The sequence below is a fragment of the Rhizobium sp. YS-1r genome, from assembly GCF_000757525.1.
Classification (GTDB): Bacteria; Pseudomonadota; Alphaproteobacteria; order Rhizobiales; family Rhizobiaceae; genus Neorhizobium; species Neorhizobium petrolearium.
This window is the reverse complement of sequence record NZ_JPYQ01000013.1, coordinates 201,536-220,320: the sequence shown is the minus strand read 5'-3', so window position 1 is coordinate 220,320 and position 18,785 is coordinate 201,536. Positions and strand designations below refer to the sequence as shown.

The window sequence follows — 18,785 nt, the reverse complement described above, 5'->3', positions numbered from 1 at the left end:
TCGTTCTTCACTGCGTCGCTGCTTTCTGCTCTCGGGAAACCGAATGGCTCTTCACAAGCCTGTCGACCACCTCGCTCTGGGCGGGGGCCGAATCCTCGGTCTCATCGTTGTGCTTCGACACGCGCTCACGCAGGCGCGTGACGACATCGCCGACGGTCGTATCGTCGCCGACGCCGCTTAAAGGAATATCGAATCCTGTCTTCTGTTGGAAGCCCATGCCGAGTTCCATCGCCATCAGGCTGTCGAGACCGATCTCCTTCAGGACCTTTTCCGGCGTGATGGTATCTTCCGCCACGCGCAGGATCGCGGCGATCTCGGCGGCCACCAGATTGTGAAGGATCTGCTGCGCCTCCTCAGCCGATTTGCCGTGGATCATTTCCTCCAGATCGATCGTATCACCGTCGGCCACGGCGCTGTTGCTGCCGGCCTGGCGGATGATCGTCTCGAAGATCGCGCCCCTGGCGATCGGCAGCATGCGAACAGCGCTCCAATCGACTTCCGCGATCATCACAGCGGCCGCATCGATGCTGCCGGTATCGGCGACCATGTAACGCTCGACCTGTTCCAATGCTTCGCGCGCCTTCATCGCCGTCTTGCCGATGCGCTTGGCAAGTATCTCGTTGACTTCGGCGTTGCGGGCAAGGAAGCCCGTGTCGGCGATCGCACCGAAGCCGACCGCCAACGCCGGAAAGCCGGCGGCACGGCGCGCGCGGGCCAGGCCTTCGAGGTAACCATTGGCGATGACATAGTTCGCCTGGCCCGGATTGCCGATCATCGTGGTAGCGGACGAGAAGAGCAGGAAGAGTTCGAGATCGTCCCCGGCGGTCAGGCGGTGCAGCACCTCGGCTCCCCTCACCTTCACATCCACGACCGGCTTGTTGCGCTCGGGCGTCAGGTTGGCGAGAAGCGCGTCGTCGAGCACCATCGCGGCGTGGACGATGCCCTTCACGGGACCTTCGGACCGCAGGAGTTCCAGAAGCGAAGCAGTCGCGGCCTCGTCGGTAATGTCGCAGGCGTGCACGGTCGCATTGACGCCCTTCTTCTGCCATGCGGCGATTGCCGCCTGCGTCTCGGCGTCCGCGACCCCGCGGCGCGAGCAGAGCGCGATACGGAGCGCACCCTTTGCGACCAGCCAATCCGCAGCCACGAGGCCGAACCCACCGATGCCGCCGGCGACGAGGAAGACGCCGTCGCCCGAGAAGCGCAGCGGCTTGCCCGGCGCGGCGAGAACCTTGTCCCTGCCGATTGCCGGCGGCCGGACCACGATCTTGCCGATATGACCGGCATTCTGCATCAGGCGGAAGGCGCTGCCGATCTCGTCATGGGCGAAAGCGCGATAGGGCAGCGGCGTCAGCTTGCCGTCGGCAAACAGGCGCCCGATCTCGGCAAAAATCTTGCCGGTGACCTTCGGCAAATTGACCAGAAGCTGGTCCGCATCGATGCCGAAATAGCTGATATTGCGGCGGAAGGGTCTGAGCCCGATCTTGCGGTCGGAATAATAGTCGCGCTTGCCGAGTTCGAGGAAGCGACCGAACGGCTTCACCAGTTCGATGCTGCGTTCCATGGCCTCCGAAAAGAGCGAGTTGAGCACCAGGTCAACGCCCTCGCCATTGGTGACGCCGCGCACGCGGGAAACGAAGTCGAGCGATCGCGAATCGAAGATATGATCGGCGCCCAGCGCTTCGAGGAATCGGCGTTTCTCGACGGTGCCGGCAGTGGCGATGACGGTCGCCCCCTTCAGCTTGGCGATCTGCAGCGCCGCAAGGCCAACGCCGCCGGCGGCGCCATGAATGAGGATCGTCTCACCCCTCTCGATATGGCCGAGATGGACCATGGCGTAATAGGCCGTCAGGAAGGTGACCGGCACTGTTGCAGCGGCGCAGAAGCCCATCCGGTCCGGGAATTTCGTGACACCGTCGCGGCGGACCCGGACATGGGTCGAGAAGGCAGCCGGCGCAATCCCCATGACCCGGTCGCCCGGGGCAAGATCGGTCACCGCCGAGCCCACTTCAACGACGCGTCCGGCCAGTTCCATGCCGATCGTCGCGCCGGCGAAGCCGTCTTCCAGCGCCTCTTCCGGCAGGAGGCCCATGGCCCACATCACGTCGCGGAAGTTGAGGCCGGTCGCCTCGACCGCAATCACCACCTCGTGCTTGTCCGGTACCGGAAGATCGCATGCCTCCCAGGCGATGCTGTCGACGCGGCCCCCAACGAACTGACGGATGGTCGCCGCCGGATAATCGGAACGCATGACGTCGGAAGACGGGAACGGGCCGGCAGCGGCGCGGACTTCCCGAACGCGGTCATCCACCATCATCCATTCGCGATTGGTCGTGGATGCAGCAAATATCTCAGCGGGAAGTGACGATGCGGTGATCTCGTCGGTTTCGGTGTCCAGCAGGTGGACATCGAAGGCGTCGTATTCGTTCTGCAGAACGCGGGCGAACGTCCACAAGCCGGCATTGGCCCCGTCCGTCCTGTCGCCGGCAAGCGGCGAACCGCCCGGTGCGACGATCAGAAGCGTCGGCCTGACAGCCGCCGTCCCGATATTGCGGGGATATGTCGACAGCGTTTCCGCCAGAAGACCCAGCCTGCGCAAGCGGTCCTGCGCAAGCGCCGAGGCGTCGCGAGGCCCCGTGCGCTCCGCAACATAGACCAGCCGGAGCGTCTGGCCTTCCAGGCGCGCGAAGGCATCGGCAAGCGCGGCCTCGTCGGCGTCGATATCGACGGCCTCGATCGCGTCGGCGGCGGCGATCCTGCGATCGGCTTCGGAAAGCATGAGGATCGGAGTGGCGGCTTCGTTTGCGACATCTTCCCGCGGCAATGCTGCCGATGTCGCCGTCGCCAGGATAAGCGCGCCTTCCGGGTAGGCCCGTTCCTCTGCATGCGGCCTTTCGAAGCCGAGGGTGGCGATCAGGTCTTCCACCTGACGCGAAGCCCCAAGCCGGCCGATCGGGAATTCCGAAGACTGGCTGCTTTCGAACCAGCCTTCCGATTGGCCGAATGCGAAGTCGTTGAAGGCGGACGGCGCATGGTCGGCAAACAACAAGCCAGCGCCTTTCGCGGACGCCAGCCGGATCGCCGCACGGATTTCCTCATCGCTCGCCAGAAGCCTCTGGCTCTCTGTGCCCGCAGCAATCACCAGGTCGACAGCCGGCTGTTCGCCAAGCTTCTCGATCTCGGGAAGAACGACATGCACGTCATGTTCGAAGGCGATTTCGAGGGTCCGGCGCACGCCTTCGCGAGGCTCGGCGATGATCAGCATCGCCCCCTTTTCCGCAGCAATCGCCGCCAGGCGGCGACTGAACGCCACGGAGGTCGTTCCGGCTTCCAGGATGGAGCGAACCGCGTCATTCCGTTCGGCAAGAGCCGCTTCAACCGCTTCGACCACGGCGGAAAGGCGTCGTTCAGCGAGCGGCGAATGCACCAGCACGTGGTCGAGCATCGCCTCGCTGGTCGTCTCTGCCTTTGCGACGCTTTCATCGCTACCGCGCAGAGAGGCGATGGAGAGACGTGCGAGCGCATCCCGATAGGCGTTGTTGACAAGCACCGCTTCCGCGACGCGGCCGGCATCTTCGCGATAGATCTCCTGCAGGATCTCGCTCACCGGCGGCAGGGTGAATTCCCGCGGGATATGCCATTCGCCTTCATCCGCCGTGGCAATGCCCGCGTCTTCCAGAACGAACAGGCAATTGGTCAGGAAGGAGCGGAACTCCGCATCTCCCGGCAGACGGCGAGTGGAAATAACGCCTCTGTTGTCCGCGAGCATGGCCGCGATCTCGTGACAGGCCCGGTAAATGGCCGCATCCAGAAGCAGCGTCGCATTGTTGGACGACTGGCCCCGTGCCGACCCGAACACGGTGGCGAGGCCGGGCCGGTCTCCGCTTTCCGATGCGAACAGCGTCGACGGAACGGACTCATAGTGAAACGCGACAGAGGCCAAGGTGTGATGACGGCGGAGCGACGTGCGGCGGAAACGGCAATCGTCGAAGGTTGCGACGACGTTTCCTTCCGCGTCGAACATCCAGAACCGGACCTTGAGGGAAAATCCGCTGAACCGCTCGATCTCGATCATTGCCCTGGTGATCGGACTGCCCTTGCCGACAACACAGATCGAGCCGAAGCGCACCGGAATGTAGGGCGCGCCCGCCTCATTGCCGGAAAGCTGATCGAATAGAGCAACCAGGCCATGGAAAGCGGCATCGACCGAGAACGGGTTCAGATTGTATTCGACGAAGGGGTGGGCCGGCGCCTCCGCCGGCTTCAGGTCCACCTCGACAAAGGTGCGGCCATAGGCCGTCGCCCTGGAGAGAAGCTGGAAGCGAGGGCCATACTGGAGACCGAAACGCTCAGCCGTCTCATAGGCTTCGCCGGAGGTCACGACCGTACCCTGTCCGCCTTGCGGCAGTTCCATCGGCACGCCGTTCTCGCCGTCGACGGGGCGGCGCGTGCGTGCGACCGCATGCACCGTCCAATCGTCACTGCTCAACCGCTCGCGCGAACGGATCTCGATATAACCGGTCTCCGGCGACAACATGGTCGACAGTTCGGCCACCCGGTCCTGTCGCAGTTCCAGCGGCCGGACGATCTCCAGATTGGAGATTTCGACTTCGTCTGTGCCGTGATAGCGCTGTGCCGCCGTGACGGCGATCTCGATAAAACCGCTGCCCGGCAGGATGGCGCGCGAATCCACCACATGCTCGGCAAGGTCCGGGAAAAGCCGCGCATCGATATGATTCTTCCAATGCGGAGCATTGGGGTCGCTCCGCCAGCCGAGCAGCGTGTAGGGTTTTCTGTTGTTGCGCCCGAAAACGTCGATTTCGTCGGTTGTCGGCGGGCTTTTCAGCTCGATTGGCTCGAACGGCAGGCTCGGCAGATCGACGGAGGCGTTGCGCTTGCCGCTGTGGCGTGACAGGAGCGGCGAAGCACCGTGGGCGACCGCGCGCGCGAAGGATTGCGCGACCGGGTCCCGGCCCGGCATCGGCGCCTCGCGCTGCAGCGTCGCGGTGACGACGGCCTGGACGGACTGATGCTTGGCGATATCGCTCAGATAGTTCGACAGGATCGGGCGCGGCGAAATCTCGATGAAGAGGTTGCAGCCCATCTCCATCGCCACCTGGGCGGCCGCCTTGAACAGAACCGGTTCGCGGACATTGTGCCACCAGTATTCGGCATCCAGCCCGCGACCATCCTGAATTTCACCGGTCACAGTCGAGATATAGGCGCAGGTCCCCGTTTCCGGCTCGATCTGCGGCAGGTCGGCGAGGAAAGCGTCCCTGGCCTCATCGATGATCGGATGATGGAACGGATAGTTGATGTCGAGGACGTGGGCGACGATCTGCGCCTTGCGGGCCGCATCGCGGAATGCATGGATCTCTTCGGTCGGACCGGAAATCGTTACCGAATTCGGCGCATTGATCGCCGCAATGCAAATATTGTCGAGGCCCTGCGATTTCGCAAAGGCGCGTGCGGCCTCCTCGTTCAGGACGACCGCCGCCATCTTGCCCTGGCCGGCGAAAATATCCTGATACTTGGAGCGCTTGGCAACGATCGCGACCGCCTCGGCAGCGGTCAGGGCCTTGGCCGCATAAGCAGCTGCAATCTCGCCCACAGAGTGACCGAAAACCGCGTCCGGTCGAACGCCGAGCGCGACCAGGCAATCCGAGAGCGCGGCCTGGACCGCGAACAGCATGGGCTGGGCGATCTTGGTATCGCCAAGTCGAAGCGCAAGATCCGACGCATCGAGGAGGTCGGTGAGCTTTTCCCCGAGGTGATATTCGAAGAGAGCGCTGAAGGATTGGAAACACTGCCGGAAATGCCGGCTTTCCCGGTAAGCCTCGACGCCCATCCCCGCCCATTGAGCACCATTGCCGGAAAAGACGAAGGCGATTTTCGCGCTCTGGGCCGGCGCCTCGCCGCGCTCACCCTGTGAGGCCTCGCCAGCAAGGTGAGCCTCGATCGCCGTCAGCACGCCTTCGCTGTCCCTGGCCTCGACGGCGAAGCGATGGCGCAGGATCTCCCTGTTGGCGGCCGTGGCGCTGATGATGCGGCGCGCCTGCTCGGGCTTGGACATGGAAAGACACGTCTTGTAGTCTTCGAGGAGCCTCGACAGCGCCGAAACGGTGTGGGCGCTCGCGACAAACAAAGAGCCTTCCGTTTTCGGCGAATCGAGAGGCGCCGGCCGCTCCGGATCGCTGATCACGACATGCGCATTTGTTCCGCCGAAACCGAACGAATTGACACCGGCGAAGCGGGCCTCCTTGGCCGGCAGCAGTTTCACCGCTGACGTGTTGACCCGCACGTTCAGGCTATCGAAATCGATGTCCTCGTTGACCTTTTCGATATGCAGCGAGGCCGGCAGGAAATTTTCCTCAAGCGCGATCATCGCCTTCAGAAGGCCGAACAGGCCGGATGCCGGCTCGGTATGGCCGATATTCGTTTTGATCGACCCGATCGGAACCGGTGCACGGCGGTTTTGCCCGATCACCGTACCGATCGCCCAGACTTCAGCCGGGTCGCCAACACGCGTGCCCGTGCCATGGCCTTCGATAAAGGCGAGACGGTTCACATCGATCGCATTGTTCTCGTAGATCGAATGCAGGAGCGCTGCCTGGGCTTCACGGGACGGCAGGCTGATAAAGTTCGTGCGGCCGGAGGAATTGACGGCAACCGCATGCAGACGCGCATAACTGCGATCCTGTTCACGCCGCGCCCTGTCGGACCGGCGCAGTACGATCGCGACACCACCTTCCGACCGTACATAACCATGACCATTGGTGTCGTAGGCACGGCAGAGCCCTTCCGGCGACAGCATGCGCGCCTGGGCAAAGCCCACGAAGGACAGCGGGTGGACGAGCAGATTGACGCCGCCGACGATGGCCGTATCGATCTCCCCCTTTTCAAGGGCAGCGGCGGCCTGATCGAGAGCAACGAGCGAGGAGGAACAGGCCGTGTCGATCGTCATGCTCGGCCCCTTGAGACCGAAGACATGCGAGATGCGGTTGGAGACGATCGACAGCGTATTGCCGGTCATGAAATACGGACTGCCGGAGGCAGGATCTTCCGAGATCAGGTTGCCGGCTTCCAGGCTGGAAGCCCCGATATAGACGCCGACACGCTCTTCCGAGAGCTTGCTCCAGGGCAGGTTCGCGTCTTCCAGCGCCTGCCAGACCAGGTTGAGAAGAACACGCTGCTGCGGGTCCATCTGCATCGCTTCGCGTTGCGACAGACCGAAAACTGCCGGATCGAAGGCGTAGATATCGTCGAGAACGCCGGCGGCAAAGGTATAGGTCTTTCCGAGAACGCCCTGGGCCGGGTGCCAGTAGCGGGCACATTCCCAACGATCATCGGGAATCCGAGTGATTGTGCAGCGCCCCTCACTCAGAACCTTCTGTAGCTCCTGTACAGAATTTGCGCCTGGGGCAACGCAGGCCCTGCCGATGATTTCGATCGTCATGGTCACTCGGTGTTCGTCACATTTACCGTGGCAAAGCAGTCGCGCCATCTCGCCAGATGACTCTAACAACACACTTATTAAGGGTTGTCACGAAAAAAACTGCATATATTCAACCTTTCGCATAAAACGGGCTTCGCCTGTTCATACGCCATTCGCACAACAAAAATTCACATCCTGCATCAAAAGCTCGACGAATCCTGTCCGTGACTGGATGGATCCGAAAAATTATTCCACTCACTCTAGGCTGTGGACAGCCTAGTCACTGATCCGCTCGAGATTGTAGGCGACTCCTGCCCCTTGCGATGCAATACCGATCGGTGCGCCGATGAGCGCCAGGAATTTCCGCAGGTCGACGGAAGTATGGCGGGAAGCATAGATCACGTCACGGTTCTTAACCGGGAAGGTCTGCCCGACGAGCAGGCTATCCGGATGGGTCATGTCGAAACTATAAACGATCGGATAACGGCCAAGCCTGTCAGGCTTCATCCCCTTGCTGAGCAATTCGTTGAAACGTTGTCTGCCGAGCAGGCTCATCACGATATCCGCTTCCTCATAACGGAAAAGGAAATAGCCCTTGGCGTCAACCGCTGCATCATTGCCGCCGCCGCCAAGCGCCACGGCTTCAAGCAGGTTGAGGTCGCTGGCGCCGAAATTGATGCGGGCGTTCGCCCTGACAGCACCGAGCAGAGTAAAGGTCCGCGGATCGCGGGCTACGAAAATCTGATCTCCGGGCTGGACATAGATGTTCTCGCTCGGATTGTCGATGACCGACGACAGAAGCGCCGTGCCCGTCTTTTTGCCGCGGACAAGCGTGACATAGGTCTCGTAGGGCTGGCCGCTCGGACCGCCGGCCTTGGCAATCACGTCGGTGATCTTTTCTCCGACCAGGCCAAGCGGCACTTGCGCGGAACTCCCCACAGCACCCGAAACAGTGACCTTGCGCGATGCCGTGTTGACGCTGGAAACAATGACGTCCGGCTCGACGGCTCGGCTCCTCAATGATGAGAGAATCTCCTGCCGAGCCTCCTCAAGCGTCTTGCCTGCAAAACGGATGGAACCGACATAGGGGATGGCCGCCGTGCCATCCTGCTGCACGACGACATCAAGACTGGTCTGTTTCGATTCGGTTGTGGAAAACAGGCCATCGGCCCCCGCTTCGAAGATGCTGATCTTCAGCTGGTCCCCCACGCCGATGACCGCGCGGCCGGCGCCGCCGCCAAATCCGAACCGGCGATTGAGAGCCGTGGCGACATAGTCGGACACAAGCTTTGCCGTTCGGTTGTCGACATTGACGATGTCGAATACTGCCGCATCGATCCGTCCGATCTGGGTGGGTGATTGACCTGCATCCTTCTTGATATCCGCCGTCAAAGGCCCTTCGCCAGGTACGGCCTGGCAACCCGCCAAAACCGCACAGATCATGATCGCAGTCATTCGAACCAAATTCGATACTCCAAGTCAGGCCCACGTGCCCGAAGGGCAACGCGGACACTTCGGGGATTCCGACCGCCTTTCAAAAGCACACCAGGCTCTCGACAACAAGCCGGATCACACCGTGCCGTCGAAAATAAAATTCCTGTGCGCTTTTAAGGCCATAGTCCGCGGCACCCTAATATTCACGAGCGAACCTAAACAAGTTGAGTTAAATGCCTTCTAATGAATTTGGTTAACAGGGCCGGCGTCCGATATCCCATCCAGCAGCTCATAGAGCGCTGTGTATTCCGGGCTCGTGTCCCACCGCCCGGCGAAAGCTCGCCGCCGGTATCCACCACCATCTTTCGGTCGCGATCCAGAGTAACCCTGCCTTAACCGGACCAACACGGAGCAGTTTCCGGTTGTCCGGTAATATGTTATGCGCGGGGCCACCCGCCGGAGATTCCTCGATCGGAAATGGAGCCCATGCCGGAAGAGGACCAGGCAAAAATCCTGACGCCAGCCGCCCGGCGCCGCAGGCAGCGCATGGCAGCCTTCGCCTTCAGCCTCTTCCTTGCCGGCATGCTTATAGCACTTGCAGCAACCGTGCTTGCCGTCAACAACGGCCGCAATTTCGAGCGCCTCGTCCGGCAGGTCGGCCTTGAGGACTATCTCCTTGCCGCGCCGCCGGCACTGCGCATCGACAGGCAACGCCGGCAGCCGCCCGCCAGTCGCTTTCCGCCCTGGCTTCTCAGAGCAGGTCTGGAACGCATGGCGCTATTCGAAAAAGCAGCAGCCTTTTCCGCCGAAGAACGCTGCAATCTCCTGCGAACCCAAAAGGGTACACAGCCAACATTCACCACCTCGGACGACGACTGGGAGTGCCTGATTTTCGAGGAATTCGATAACTCGTCCGAGCCGGCCTCCTTCTTCATCCAGGCGAGAGGCGGCTTGCCGGATACCTTTCGCAATTTCCGGCTCAAGTTCAGCCTGACAAATCCGCTGACGGAAACCGTTGTCCTCAACGAGGCGATCGCCGCGATGCAGCGCTTCGACCTGCCGATGGCGCCGGAGACCCGCGCCTATCTGGCGCAAAAGCTTACCGCCCGCACCGAGTTCACATCGACCTCGGAAAACTATTGGATGGCGTTCAGGCAGGAAATCATCGACAAGCGGCGGTACAATCTCGTCATCCTGCCTCTGCCGCAGACGATCACCTGTGGCGACCCCGCATTACCGCCGCCGGACAGGGCAGGCAGGCCGATCTATGGCATGACCGTCGGTTGCCTCTCCCTCCAGGCCGCCCCTCGCCAGCCCCCACCTGCGTCTTCGCCGCCTAGCCTCTTTCCAGCTGGATGAGATCGAGCTCACCGCCGATTTCGCGGCGGGCAGTTTCGACCAGGCTCATCTGGTGGGTGAAAAGGATCGTCTGGAATGTCTTGCCTGCCGCTGCGAGCGTACGCAGGCCAGCCGCGGTGCGCTCGTCGTCAAAGGTCTGGAAGATATCGTCGAGGACGAGCGGTGCGGGTTCGTTGCGACTGCAATAGTCCTCCAGGAAGGCGAGCCGCAGCGCGAGATACAGCTGATCACCGGTGCCTTCGCTCAAGCCCTCGAGCTTCACCTGTTCCCCGGTGCGCCGTTCGACGGCGAGCTGCAGCTCGTCCTCATCGTCGTAAAGCTGGACAAGACGTGAAAAACGGCCGCTTGTGAGATCGGAAAAGACCTGTCCTGCCCGCTTCATAACCGGATCGGCCTGGCGTTCGCGATAAGCTTCCATCGAGTTTGCGAGGAGGCTCGAAGCAAGCTTCAACACCACCCATCGTCGCGCGAGTTCTTTCGCTTCGGCCTCGGCCGCGTGCTTCTGAAACACCGCGCGTTCCGCGCCAATGCTCGTCTCCAGTTCCCGCCGGCGGCGGAGATTATCCGCTTCGGCGGTCCGCAGCGCCGAAATCCTGTCGACCTGCCGACCATCCTCAGCCTCCAGCCGTTCGATCTCCAGCCCGGCGGCCACCCGATCGAAGCCGTCAAGCGCCGCACGCACTCCCTCTTCATCCAAGCCATCCGCCTGCTCGGCAAAGCGCACGCGGCACTGGCGAAGGCTGGCTTCAATCCGGGCGCGCTGCCTTAGATCTTCGAGCACGGCGTCGAGATCGGAAGGGGCTTTCGAAACCGATTCGGCAAGCTCTGCGAGCTCCGCCTCAAGTGCCGTCCCTTCTGCAGCGTGCCGCGCCAGCGATAATTCGGCACGTTCCAGCGCCGCCGTCAGCGTGGCCCGCTGGTTTTCGGCAGTCTTCGCGGCCACGGCCCGCTCGTTCAGCAGGCCTGCCGCGACATCGGCCGGGACAGAGGCAAGATCCGGCGCGATCTCCGTGCAGAACGTCCGGACTTCCTCCTCGAATGCCTCCATATCGCGCGCCATGCCGCGCACCCGGCGGTTGCGGTTTTCCCGCTCGGAGAAGAGATCGGGCACCGTGCGCCAGACATCGAGCGCGGCGAGCGCCATATCGACGGTCGCGTCTTCCGGCAGGCCAGCCAGCGCCGCCGCATTGGCGAAGTCGGCACGCCAGCGATCGATCTCGCGGCGCAATTCAGTTTCCCGCTGCTCCAGCCGCTGCAATGCCTCCTCGGCGGAATGGCGCTTGCCCTCCAGAGAGCGGCTTTCCGTCCAGCGATCGGCGATATCACTGATCCGGCGATCGAGTGCCCGTGCAAGAGCGGGCGACGGCAAGGCCGCAGAGTCCAGGCCGATACCATCGGCCAGGGCCAGAAGCACAGGCTTCAGCTTCTCTTCCTTGAGGCGAAGCGCCTCAAGCCCGTCCCTCGCCTCGTCCAGCGCTTCCGCCAAATGGGAAAGCCCGTCCACAGCGCGGCGCCATTCGATCATCCGTTCCGGCGTCGACGGCGAAACGGGCGCCGCATGGAAAAGGTCTTCGAATTCGGTCACCGCATCGGAGGCTGCGATCTCGGCCTCTTTTGCCGCGGCGTCGGCTGCTGCAACGCTTTGCTCCAGTTCCCGCTGCCGCAGGGTAAGCTGTGCATGGCGGGAGACACGCTCGGCATCGGCAAGTGCCGCATCGGCAAGCCGGTCGGATTGGTCGATTGCCGTTTTCAGCTCTTCGAGCGTGTCCGCGGAGGGTCTTGCACCCAACATTTCGACGAGCTCGTCGCGTCGCGCCCGAACGACTGCGATATCTTCGCGGGAAACGATCTTGCCCTGTCCTTCCAGTCCCGCAAGCTGCCCGGCGACCGCTTTCGCCTCATCGCGCAACGCCGTTCGCATCTGTTGCGCCTTGGTGCTTTCTGCCCTGGCTTCCTCGATCAGGCGGCGATGGCTCACCAGTGTCGCGATATCCGGCAGCGGCACGGTCCGGAGCTTTTGGATGTCGCGTACGGGCGGGTCGAGACGGTCGGCGGCGGCGTTGAAATTCGCCTCGGCCCTGGCCACCCTTACCTGCAGGTTTTCGAGCTCCGTCATCGCATTGATGTCGGGCCTTAGCGCCGCAAGCTGTTCCGTCCACGGCTTCGGATCGATGAGGCGACCATCGGCCCCGGTCGCCTCCAGCCGCCGCAGCGCGTCGCGTTCTTCTTCGATGCGCTGGCGGAGCTGCTTCAGGCTACGGTCGAATTCGCCCCCCTCCTCCACCAGTTTCTTCAGCCGCGCCAGATCGGCATCGGCCGGCTGGGCACGCTCGAGTTCCTGGGCGCTTGCATAACCAAGCCGGCGAGCGGCCTGAAAAAGGCGAAGGTCGAAGTCATCGACCTCGCCGCGCACCCGGGCAATATCCTCCCGCGCTTTCAGATATGCGCCCTTTTCCGCATGGGTTGAAAGGATCCTGGGTGCCGCCGCGATCAGCGCCTCGTCCACATGAACGGTCTCGATCTCCTCCCTGAGCCGCGCCACGTCCGCTTCGGCCGCGCCACGGGCCTCACCGTTCTTCCTACCGGCTTCCAGCGCCTTCTCAAGCCGCTCCTCGAAACCGGCCGGCAGCGCGGCAAGCGCTTCGTATTGGGCAAGAAGCTGTTGTTCCCGGTCGATCTCACGCAGCAACGGCTCCAGCGCCAGAAGCCTGCGCAACCGGTCGAGCGAGTGCCTGGTCTCCTGCCGTTCGGCCTGGACCGCGGCCAGATCCGCCTCGATCCCGGCCTGTTCGGCCAAGAGCTTCTTCCAGTCGCCGGATTTCAGCTCACTGTCGCGTTCGGCTCTGCGGGCTTCATCATGGGCATCGATTACCTGATAGAAGAGACGATCCTTCGAACGGCGTTGCGCATAGATGCCATCGGCCTCCGCTTCCAATTGCTTCCGCAGGCCAGAAAGCCCGGTCAGACCGGACGCGGCGGAAAACAATAGACTGCCGATCTCACCACCACTTTTCAGCATGGTTTCCCCACCAGCCCGCAGCGACAGGGAATCGAGCCCGAAGGCACGTTCGAAGACCTCGCGGGACAAGGTGCCGAGGAATGGCGCCAACGCATCTTCGGGCAGCGCCTCTTCGGCCTCTGTCGAAGAAAGCAGCGTATTCTTGCGGCCGCGCCGGCGGCGAAAAGCGAGCGTCTGCCCTTCGCGCGCGACGATCTCGGCGCCGACCCTCAGCGAAGTCGGATCGTGCAGGAAACTCATTTCGGCGGCGCTCGGGAAACCGAAGAGCAGATCGGAAATCGCCGAAAGAGCCGAGGACTTCCCGGCCTCGTTGGGACCGTAGATCACATGCAGCTTCGCATCGGGCCGGAAGGTGAGAGCCCGGTCGGTCAGCGCGCCGTAACGCATAATGTCGAGACGGTTGAAACGCATCTGTCAGCCAGCCCTCGCCGCACGCGCGAGCAAAAGATCGCGGGCTTCGGCCAGCAGCGTTTCCGCGTCGTCACCGAGGGCAAGATCGCCGGCGCCGATGCCACCCGGCAGACGCGCGGTGATCTCAGCGATCCTGGCGTCGGCGTCGGCCAATAGTTCCGGCGGGAATGTCCCCATGGGGATGAGGCCTGCCAAGCCGAGCATGTCCACCGGTACCGTGGCACCGGCTGTCTCCGGCTCCAGCCGCACGTCCAGCTTCTCCAGCCAGATGTCCTCGTGGCAGCGATGGCAGGCGGCCTGCACTTCGTCGCGGAAATCGTCGGCGCGCGCCGTCAGCTCGTTGCGGAAACGGCTCCTGCCGGTCAATCGGATACGGAGCGCCAGCGGCCGTCCTTCCATCTTCTCGGCAACGGATTCCAGTGCATTTTCCAGTCGCCGGAGAATGGCCGGGATATCGTCGTCCGGTTCGACCGTCGCGGCAAGCTCGCCGAAACGGGCGCTGTCGGTGATGATCCGCTCATGGGTGACGCGACCGTCCTCGACCGTGACCAGCACGGCGCCCTTCGCCCCCTGCTCGCGGATCGAACGGCCCTGCAGGTTGCCCGGGAAAACCACCAAGGGGTCTTTCGCGACGATCTCGAAATCATGAACATGGCCGAGCGCCCAATAGTCGTAGCCGCGCGAGCGCAGATCTTCGACCGAGCACGGCGCATAGGGCGCATGCGGCTCGCGGCCGGTCAGTGAGGTATGCAGCACGCCGACGTTGAACCAGCCGGGCTCCGGTTTGGGATAGGCAAGCGCCAGGTTTTCGGTTGCCGAGCGTTCGGCAAAACCCTGGCCGTGCAGCGCCACCTTCAAGTGTTCCAGCTTGAACGTGCCGGGCTTGTTGACCGGAAATTCGCTGACATTCTTCGGCAGCGTGATCGTCTTCGTGATCACACTTTCGGCGTCGTGATTGCCCTTCAGGAGGAAGACTGGGATGCCGGCGCGCTCCAGCCGTGCCACTTCGCGGTTGAAGAACAAGCCGATCTTGTTGTCCTTCCAGTCGCCGTCATAGACATCACCCGCAACGATGAAGAAATCCACCCGGCGTTCGACCGCCTGATCCACCAGTGCCGAAAAAGCCTTGCGGCTCGCCTCAATGAAGAGTTCCGCGATCGCCGCGTCCTTCATCGCCAGCCCCTGGAAGGGACTGCCGAGATGCAGGTCGGCGGCATGGATAAAACGGAAGGTCATCGAATCGCTTGTTTTGATTGCCAGCTTGAGCATGTGTTTTAGGCAAATGCCGGGCGCGACGGAAGCTCCGGCTTGAGCGGCCTGTGGATATATCGGAGGACATCATGAGACAGCACGCGTTCGGACGCACATCCCTCACCGTCAGCGAGGTCGGCTTCGGCGCCTGGCAGATCGGCGGCTCCTGGGGCGATGTCAGCGAGGCGGATGGCCGGGCGGCGCTGGAAGCCGCGCTCGATTCCGGCGTCACCTTCATCGACACCGCAGACGTCTATGGCGACGGCCGTTCGGAAAAGATCATCGCGAGCGTTCTAAAGTCGCGTGGCGGCGCGCGCCCGATGGTCGCGACCAAGGCGGGCCGGCGGCTGAACCCGCATGTCGCCGACGGTTACACCAGAGCCAATCTCGAAGCCTTTATCGACCGCAGCCTCAAGAACCTCGAAGTCGACAGCCTTGACCTCGTGCAGCTCCATTGCCCGCCAACCGAGGTCCTTTATCGCCCGGACGTCTTCGGCGCGCTCGACGATCTTCGCCGCGCCGGCAAGATCAGGAACTACGGAGTCAGTGTCGAAAAGGTCGAGGAGGCCTTGAAGGCGATCGAATATCCCGACGTCGTCAGCATCCAGATCATCTATAACATCTTCCGCCAGCGACCGGCCGACTTGTTCTTCAAGGAGGCCAAGCGGAAAAACGTGGCGGTTATCGTCCGCGTGCCGCTCGCCAGCGGCCTGCTGTCCGGCAAGATCACCCGTGAAACGGCCTTCGCCAAGGACGACCACCGCAACTTCAACCGGCATGGCGAGGCCTTCGATGTCGGCGAGACCTTTGCGGGCGTACCCTTCGAGGTGGGCCTTCAAGCCGTCGACGAGGTGCGCAAGCTGGTGCCGGCCGGCGCCTCCATGGCCGCCTTCGCACTGAAATGGATCCTGATGAACGAGGCGGTCACCGTCGTCATCCCCGGCGCGCGCAACGAGGCGCAGGCGAAGGACAATGCTGCGGCGGCCGAACTTGCCGCACTTTCTGCCGACGTTATGACGGCAACGAAGGAAATCTATGCGCGGCTGGTTGCCCCGCATGTGCATCAGCGCTGGTGAGGGATCAGATGATCGGCGGCGCCCCTCATTCCCCTGCCGACGGTACTTGGCTTTTCTTCCGTCAGCCGATCCTAAACCGGTAAATAGTCTCGCTATCCGATTTCACCCGCTCCAAGTCCCCTCCGCCGGCAGCATCGATCGCCCGCGGCCAGAAGGCTTGGGCCGGCGTGTTCAACGCCATGACGCTCAATTCCCAGCGGCCAGGATGGGCGCGCAGGACGGCGGTGGCGGCGTCGCGTCCAGCGCCATGCCGTCGCGCGTCCGGAACGATATAGAATTCAGCTATCGAAAAATCCGTGCTTCGGCCCGACGGGGACCAAGTATTGACGAAGGCGAAGCCGATGCATTCGCTGTCCCGTCGTATGAGATAGGGCCAGCGGCTTTCGATCTCCTGCCAATAGGCATCGAAATACGGGTAATCAGCGCCGGAGCCGCCATATCTTTCGAACTCTGCGAGATATTGGGAAAGAAGATCTCTCAGCAGAGGCTTTTGCGCCGCGGGTGCCAGCTCTATGCCAATATCCATCGCATCTCCTTACACAAAAAGGCCGGGCGAAACCCGGCCTTTCCTTATTCTGGCATCCATGGATGCTCAGTTGGTGGCCTTCAGCTCGACCGGAAAGAACAGCGTTTCGCCGGAGCTATCGTCGATGCCGTCGTTGTCGGTGACGGCAAAGGCCTTGCCAGACTTGTCGAAGGTAAAGCCTTCGAGCTTGTCGAGGACATAGCCGTTGGTCACCTTCAGGTCCGGGATGAAGTCGTGGACTTCTTCCTTTTTCACCAGCGGCAGTTCGCTGCCGATCTTGCCCGGCTTGAGGTCGGCGATTGCGACGCGATAGAGCTTCTTCAGCCTGGCATTGTCGCCGATCTGGTTGTCGCGCTCGATGATGTAGACGTAATCGCCATGCGCGGTGATTTCCGACAGACCGACCCAACCGGCATCTGCCTTCTCCAGTGGATAGCGGACGGCACCCCATTCCTTGCTCTTCGGCTTATAGGAGACGAGCTTCACGGTGCCCTTCGGGTCGTCCTTCCATTCGCGCTGGATTGCCATCCAGAGCGTCAGGTCGTCGCCGGAGCCAACGGTGGTGATGCCTTCGAAGCCGTAACGGCTCTCGTTGGAAAGCAGATCCGCCGGCAGGCCGATCTCGGTCTTGATCTCGCCCTTGGCGCTGACGCTGTAGAGGCCGTGCCCGACCAGCTTGGAGGCATCACCCTCCGACGCAAGCCAGAAGCCGCCCTTGCCATCGAGCGCGATACCTTCGATGTCGAGCTTCTGGGCCGGCTGCCCTCCGCGGGTCACGCGCAGGACATTGGTGATCTCAGCCGGCGTCCTGGTCGTGTCGATGGTGAAGATCGACGGCTGCATGCCATAGAAGGAATCACTGACGGCATGGAGGATGCCGTCCTTTTCAGCATCGCCGACGAGACCGGACAGAGCGCCCCAGCCGAGCACGTTGCCGTCGACATCCTTGGAAACGAGCGTTGGATAGCTCGGCTGGCCTTCGGCAAGCTCGTAAATCATCACATGCGAGCGTGCACCGCCGTCTTCGCCAAGATCGACTTCGTTGGCGGTGGCAAACAGGTTACGGCCAGGAATGGCGACAGCACCTTCCGGCGAAATGCCCGACGGCAGAAGCTGGGCAAGTTGCGGTTCGGCGCCGGTATCCTTGTAGACGGCCACGACGGAAGCGCGTTCGGAAAGAATGAAGATGTAGTTCTGGCCATTGAAGGAAGCGAACTCCATGCCTTCCAGTTCAACGCCCTTCGACTTCGCACGCTTGTCCGGGAAATGTCCAATGCGGGCGATTTCGCGTTCCAGCGACGCGCCGGACTCGTAGAGAACCTTGCCAGTACGATCGAAGATCGTGAAGCTGCGCGAACCACCCTTCCAGTCACCTTCATTGGCGATAACGAGGCGGTTGTTGTCCAGCCACTTGATGGCATCCGGTTCGCGCAATACGCCCTCCGCCTTGCCGGTGAAGGAAAGCTGGCCGTCGGTCTTGTTGTCGATGCCTTCCAGATCGGTCTTGCCAGCGGAGAAATGGCCGACGACGGTCGCTGTCTTGCCATCGATGATGGCGATGTGGTTGTTCTCCTGCAGCGTGACGGCTATCTCGCCGGCATCGTTGATGGCAACGAATTCCGGTTCCGGATCTTCCGGCGCGATCTCCGCAAGGCCGGTCAGCGAGACATGCTTGATGGAGGCGCAGTCGGCGGCACCATCCTTCAGCGACACGATGACCAGATCACCGACCGGCATCTGCGGAATGGCGCCGTCGTTCACGTCCTCGTCGCGCTCGTTTTCGATGGCGATCGCAGCAAAGGTCTTGTCCTTCGAAATAGCGATCGAATCCGGCTGGCCGCCGAGGTCGCAGGTTGCTTCGATCTTCTTCGACGCGATATCCACGACATTCAGCTTGCCGGACGGCTTCACGTAGCTTTCCGACGTATTGACGGCGGCGAGAACCTTGGAGCCGACTGCGGCTACGGATGTAGGCTCGCCGTCTAGGGACAGCGCGCCGAGCGCCTTCGGAGCCTTGGGATCGGTGATGTCGATGAAACCGATCGCGCCAAGCGGGCTGTCGGAATAGATCAGCGTATTGCCGTCTTCGCTGGCGGTGATGATTTCCGCCGACGTGGTCGTCAGCTTGTCCTTGTCCGCAGGAAGATTGCTGGCAACGGGGAAGGATGCGATGCGGTTGAAGACCTGCTCTGCGCTGGCAGGCGCTGCGACCGAGGCGAGAAGCACCGCTGTCAGCGCGGCGTGAATACGGAATGTCATAGGAGCCCTCCTGTC

General features: G+C 62.3%; 8 protein-coding genes. 2 read left to right on the top strand and 6 right to left on the bottom strand.

What is annotated here, in order from left to right:
* Window positions 1–7 precede the first annotated feature (7 nt).
* Both JL39_RS13045 and JL39_RS13040 read right to left on the bottom strand, forming a co-directional pair.
* A complete protein-coding gene (locus JL39_RS13045) occupies window positions 8–7,456 on the bottom strand; it encodes a type I polyketide synthase (RefSeq protein WP_037150797.1) in 7,449 nt (2,482 codons plus the stop codon).
* A 255-nt stretch (window positions 7,457–7,711) separates the two neighbouring features.
* Window positions 7,712–8,899 (bottom strand): polysaccharide biosynthesis/export family protein, encoded by a 1,188-nt coding sequence (locus tag JL39_RS13040; protein ID WP_037150794.1) that lies wholly within the window; start codon window positions 8,897–8,899, stop codon window positions 7,712–7,714.
* Window positions 8,900–9,355: 456 nt separating this feature from the next.
* Between JL39_RS13040 and JL39_RS13035 the strand changes: the two genes are divergently transcribed.
* On the top strand, window positions 9,356–10,228 hold the full coding sequence (locus tag JL39_RS13035; RefSeq protein ID WP_037150792.1) for a DUF6030 family protein: 873 nt from the start codon (window positions 9,356–9,358) through the stop codon (window positions 10,226–10,228).
* Here JL39_RS13035 and JL39_RS13030 read toward each other — a convergent pair.
* Complete coding sequence (locus JL39_RS13030) at window positions 10,206–13,658, bottom strand: YhaN family protein (protein WP_037150783.1); 3,453 nt, start codon at window positions 13,656–13,658, stop codon at window positions 10,206–10,208. The two genes, JL39_RS13035 and JL39_RS13030, sit on opposite strands and share 23 nt — an antisense overlap.
* A 3-nt stretch (window positions 13,659–13,661) precedes the next feature.
* Entirely contained in the window at window positions 13,662–14,894 is a 1,233-nt protein-coding gene (locus JL39_RS13025) for a DNA repair exonuclease (RefSeq protein WP_037150960.1), read from the bottom strand.
* Window positions 14,895–14,998: 104 nt separating this feature from the next.
* Here JL39_RS13025 and JL39_RS13020 point away from each other — a divergent pair, with 104 nt between their 5' ends.
* Complete coding sequence (locus JL39_RS13020) at window positions 14,999–15,985, top strand: aldo/keto reductase (protein WP_037150779.1); 987 nt, start codon at window positions 14,999–15,001, stop codon at window positions 15,983–15,985.
* 61 nt (window positions 15,986–16,046) lie between these two features.
* Here the strand turns inward: JL39_RS13020 and JL39_RS13015 are convergent, their stop codons facing one another.
* Window positions 16,047–16,511 carry a GNAT family N-acetyltransferase gene (locus JL39_RS13015; RefSeq protein ID WP_037150776.1) on the bottom strand — a complete coding sequence of 155 codons (465 nt, stop codon included), beginning with the start codon at window positions 16,509–16,511 and terminating at the stop codon, window positions 16,047–16,049.
* A 66-nt stretch (window positions 16,512–16,577) separates the two neighbouring features.
* Window positions 16,578–18,770 (bottom strand): esterase-like activity of phytase family protein, encoded by a 2,193-nt coding sequence (locus JL39_RS13010; protein ID WP_037150771.1) that lies wholly within the window; start codon window positions 18,768–18,770, stop codon window positions 16,578–16,580.
* Between the last annotated feature and the right edge of the window lie 15 nt (window positions 18,771–18,785).

Bases quoted from the DNA above. Each gene is read 5' to 3' on its own strand.
- JL39_RS13045 (WP_037150797.1), bottom strand. From the start codon at position 7,456: ATGACGATCGAAATCATCGGCAGGGCCTGCGTTGCCCCAGGCGCAAAT.
- JL39_RS13035 (WP_037150792.1), top strand. From the start codon at position 9,356: ATGCCGGAAGAGGACCAGGCAAAAATCCTGACGCCAGCCGCCCGGCGC.
- JL39_RS13030 (WP_037150783.1), bottom strand. From the start codon at position 13,658: ATGCGTTTCAACCGTCTCGACATTATGCGTTACGGCGCGCTGACCGAC.
- JL39_RS13025 (WP_037150960.1), bottom strand. From the start codon at position 14,894: ATGACCTTCCGTTTTATCCATGCCGCCGACCTGCATCTCGGCAGTCCC.
- JL39_RS13020 (WP_037150779.1), top strand. From the start codon at position 14,999: ATGAGACAGCACGCGTTCGGACGCACATCCCTCACCGTCAGCGAGGTC.
- JL39_RS13015 (WP_037150776.1), bottom strand. From the start codon at position 16,511: ATGGATATTGGCATAGAGCTGGCACCCGCGGCGCAAAAGCCTCTGCTG.
- JL39_RS13010 (WP_037150771.1), bottom strand. From the start codon at position 18,770: ATGACATTCCGTATTCACGCCGCGCTGACAGCGGTGCTTCTCGCCTCG.